This is a genomic window from Candidatus Cryosericum odellii (assembly GCF_003570935.1).
Taxonomy (GTDB): Bacteria; Caldisericota; Caldisericia; order Cryosericales; family Cryosericaceae; genus Cryosericum; species Cryosericum odellii.
In genome coordinates this window covers 11720-15585 of the sequence record NZ_QXIU01000046.1, presented here as the reverse complement: position 1 = coordinate 15585, position 3866 = coordinate 11720, and the positions used below count along the sequence as shown (strand labels likewise).

Below are 3866 nucleotides of genomic sequence, written 5' to 3'. Positions count from 1 at the left end.
GCCGATCGCCTCGTGATGGGGTTGTTTTACGGCGACCAGACGTCTATCCAGGACATTTGCAGGATGACGGGTGAGAAGGAAGGAACAGTCAAGTCTCGGCTCTCACGAGCACGGGAACGGCTGCGGGAGGTAATCGACCATGGAACATAACGACAGAGAGTATACAGACATGCTGAACAACGAACTCAAAGATATCGAGCCGGGCGCCGGACTGCACAGCAAAGTGCGGGACGGGATCGCGCGGAATGTTGTACATATGCGCCGCCGCAATACAGCTCTCGGAGCTGTTGTCATTGCTGTCATCCTGACTATGGGGCTCAGCGCGGTAACGCCGGTCTTTGGCCGGAACGGAACGCTGCCTCAGGTCATCACGGCTATGGCAGCGGAACGGCAGGCAAAGAAGATGTCAAAGACACTGGGCAAGTCTCCCGTCGAACAGACAGGCACAGCTCTGCAGACTTCAGTGACGACCGTGCAGACCGTCAGTGACAGCGCGTTGTCCGAGACGGACGGCGTCCTTGCGCTCGTGATCGCCAACAAGACAGGTACACCAGTGGCTGATGTTCTCAAACTGAGGGCCACCGGACTGGGCTGGGGACGTATCATGGCCCAGCTGAACGTTTCAGGCCGCGACATCGGCAAAGCGATGAGCCAGGTGAAGGCAGCTGCTGCGACGAAGGGAAAGGGAGAAAACTCCAAGCCCGCAGTCAGCAACACTGACGGAAACAAGATTGTCGTGAATGGTGAGATCACAGGCTTCTCGACCACTCTCATCACCGTTGCTGCCAAGACGTTTGTCATCGGGTCGACAACACAGCTCAAGTACCAAGGCAAGGCAATTACGCCAGCTGACATAGCAGCCAAGCTGCTTACAGGCAAGCTCTACGCCACTGTGCAGGGGACGAAGCAGGTCGATACGAGCATCCTCGCCAATGTCATCATCGTACAGGACATCGCAGAGCAGACAAACCCCAGCAATGAGCAGGCTAATCCCAGCAACGAGCAGGCAGCTGTCAGCAACGAGCAGCAGGCGCGTGGCAAGGTCACAGTCGTGTCTCCCACCGTGCTGCACATCGACGGCTTCGCCAATGACATCATCCTCAATGCTGATACGAAAGTAGAACAGGTTGGCGCTGGGACCACGAACATTGCTGCCATCAAAGTCGGGCAGACTGTTCAGGTCCACATGATTCTGTCGGGTACGACGTACACTGCGCAGCAGGTCCACATCGAAGACGCGTATGTGAAAACCGCCACGACAGCAAACGAGGATCAGACGACAAACTCGGCCGTAACCACGTGGCAGGGTACAATCGCCGCCATCTTCCCCGATAACTCCATCACGGTGACGACGGATGCCAACTCGCTGCTTGTCTTCCGCATCACAGCGACATCGGTGCTGCAGAATACATCGCACAAAGTACTCTTGTTTGCGACTCTCACAGCCGGTCAGAAGGTCACCATTATGGGAAGAACCTTGACCGATAATTCAGTTGAGGTCGTGAAGCTTACCGTAACGACGAGCACCAGTGTGAACCCCGGCAAGGGTAAAGGCAAGCACTGACAGTAGTCTGTTGTTTTAGTTCCTGGCCCGCAGCTTGCCCTGCGGGCCTTTTCTATTTCCCAAAGTCCTGCAAAACAGCAGGTGACCCTCGTCAAACCTCGCTTCGGAAGGATGATCACCAGATGAAAGCGTCTCCTCGGAAAGTAGAAAGTTGTCTGCCAGTATTGCCGATAGCATCGCGCGCAGTACCATGTGACCATGGACACAGTCACTCGCAAGTCACTGATTTATCACACCGGCATCGGCGGCACTGGCGCCTATGCGGCGACACACGTGGTCGGCTGCTCGCATGGGTGCCGCTTTCCGTGCTACGCCTTCCTCATGATGCAGCGGTTCGGGAAGGTGGCCACCTATGAGGAATGGTGCAGGCCTCAACTGGTTGCCAATGCGCTGCAGCTGGCGCAGAAGGAATTGCCGCGGTTGCGCGACAAGGCGCACTATGTGCACCTCTCGTTTGCGACTGACGCGTTCATGTATCTGCATCCGGAGGTTGTCACGCTGACGCTCCAGCTCATGCACCTCATCAACTCCTATGACATTCCCGTACATACGCTGACCAAAGGGGTTATCCCAGAGGAGGCGCTGCAGCTGTCGCACCACAACCAGTTCGGCATCACCCTTGTTTCTGTCGACGAGGACTTCCGGACGCGGTACGAACCGGGTACCGCCCCTTATCCCGAGAGGATCGCGGGACTGCGCCGTGCACACGACCTTGGGTTCCACTGTTTCGTCAATATGGAGCCCTATCCGACACCCAACATCTGGCAGCAGGACATTCTCCACGTCCTCGAGGCCGTCGACTTCGTGGATGAGATCCGCCTGGGCCAGTTGAATTACAACGATATCGTCAAACAGTATCCGGGATGGCGCGCGTTCTACCGCCAAACGGGCGTCATTGCACGTGACTGGTGCGCAGCGCACGGCATTGGTTACGGTGGCATTGCAGCGGCCGACACTCCACGCCCCCGGCGCAGGGCTTCGGACCCGGGCGATCTGTTCAGCGCGTAACCGAGAATGTTACACTTTGGGACGGTCCCAAACTGTAACATTCTCCGTGCGGGCGAGCCCTTCGGCTGGAATCGTGGTATAACAACAGTACGTGGTGATTCAGGTGGAACGGGAGGAACCGATGACGGACGGCGAGCGAACGCAATGGGAAGTCGTGGCACAGGCGCTGGAGGAAACGGGAGATTACCGTATCGTCCGAAAACTCCACGAGGTGGAGCGGTATACCGAGCCCGACGGTGAGCCGGTTCAGCTGGGCCTGGTCCTCGACACGGAAACGACCGGTCTTGACGCACAGGTGGATGACGTCATCGAGCTGGGCATGGTCCTGTTCGAGTACGCACCCTCTACAGGACGCGTCTACCGCATCGTCGACGCCTTCGACGAGTTGAGGGATCCTGGACGCCATATTCCTGCCGAGATTACGGCTCTGACCCACATCACGGACGACATGGTCCAGGGACATCATGTTGATGCCGCTGCCGTGGAAGCCTTCGCCTCGCGCGCCACGCTCGTCATCTCCCATAACGCCGCTTTCGATCGTCCGTTCGTCGAGAAGCAGTGGGACGTGTTTGCGAGGAAGCCCTGGGGATGTTCCATGAGCCAGGTTCAGTGGCACGACGAAGGTGTCGGGACCCAGAAACAGGAGCTCATTGCACTCTGTCTGGGCTTCTTCTATGAAGCCCACCGCGCCGAGAACGACTGCCGGGCGCTTCTGCACATTCTCGCCGGCACGCTGCCGTTGTCTGGCCGTCCGGTGCTGAAGCCTTTGCTTGACCACGCCGCGGCGGACGATGCCCACATCTGGGCCGTGGGTGCTCCATTCGAGGCGAAGGATCTGTTGAGGATGCGAGGGTACAGGTTCAATAACGGCACCAACGGCAAGCCCAAGGCCTGGCACATCACAGTGATGGCGGAGGAGCTGGACGCCGAACTGGCGTTTCTGGACGGCGTCTACGGCGAGAACGCGCGCAGCAGGGTGCGTATCGATATGACGTCGCCGCTGGACCGATTCTCGAGCCGGGCCTGACATGGAGAGGCTGGTTTTCGACGTTGAGACCATCGGGACGACCTGGGAGTCGCTGGACCCTGCTGTCCAGGAGTCGCTGCTGCGATCGGCGGACACGGATGAAGAACGCCAGGAAGTCCGGGACTCGCTGGGACTCTTCCCCGTTACGGCACAGATAGCCTGTATTGCGCTCTACTCGCCCGAGCAGGACCACGCGGCCGTCTATTTCCAGGGACCGAACGGTGGGATGGAGACCGTCCGTGAGGAGAAGGTGGTGTTTGTCCCCTG

The 3866-nt window shown here is 58.5% G+C and carries 4 protein-coding genes and 1 pseudogene; all 5 read left to right on the top strand.

The annotated features are described in order from the left end of the window. Positions 1-15: 15 nt before the first annotated feature. Positions 16-150, top strand: a complete 135-nt coding sequence (locus SMC5_RS11560; protein ID WP_407079754.1) for an RNA polymerase sigma factor — start codon at positions 16-18, stop codon at positions 148-150. Continuing rightward, a complete protein-coding gene (locus SMC5_RS01700; protein ID WP_119119334.1) occupies positions 140-1564 on the top strand; it encodes a DUF5666 domain-containing protein in 1425 nt (474 codons plus the stop codon). Before SMC5_RS11560 ends, SMC5_RS01700 begins: the two co-directional genes overlap by 11 nt. A gap of 198 nt (positions 1565-1762) precedes the next feature. After that, a complete protein-coding gene (locus tag SMC5_RS01695) occupies positions 1763-2572 on the top strand; it encodes a radical SAM family protein (protein WP_126854906.1) in 810 nt (269 codons plus the stop codon). 121 nt (positions 2573-2693) lie between these two features. Continuing rightward, on the top strand, positions 2694-3599 hold the full coding sequence (locus SMC5_RS01690; protein WP_119119332.1) for a 3'-5' exonuclease: 906 nt from the start codon (positions 2694-2696) through the stop codon (positions 3597-3599). A 1-nt stretch (position 3600) separates the two neighbouring features. After that, positions 3601-3866, top strand: a pseudogene (locus SMC5_RS10575) (hypothetical protein); the annotation flags it as partial.

Bases quoted from the DNA above. Each gene is read 5' to 3' on its own strand.
- SMC5_RS01690 (WP_119119332.1), top strand. From the start codon at position 2,694: ATGACGGACGGCGAGCGAACGCAATGGGAAGTCGTGGCACAGGCGCTG.
- SMC5_RS01700 (WP_119119334.1), top strand. From the start codon at position 140: ATGGAACATAACGACAGAGAGTATACAGACATGCTGAACAACGAACTC.
- SMC5_RS01695 (WP_126854906.1), top strand. From the start codon at position 1,763: ATGGACACAGTCACTCGCAAGTCACTGATTTATCACACCGGCATCGGC.
- SMC5_RS11560 (WP_407079754.1), top strand. From the start codon at position 16: ATGGGGTTGTTTTACGGCGACCAGACGTCTATCCAGGACATTTGCAGG.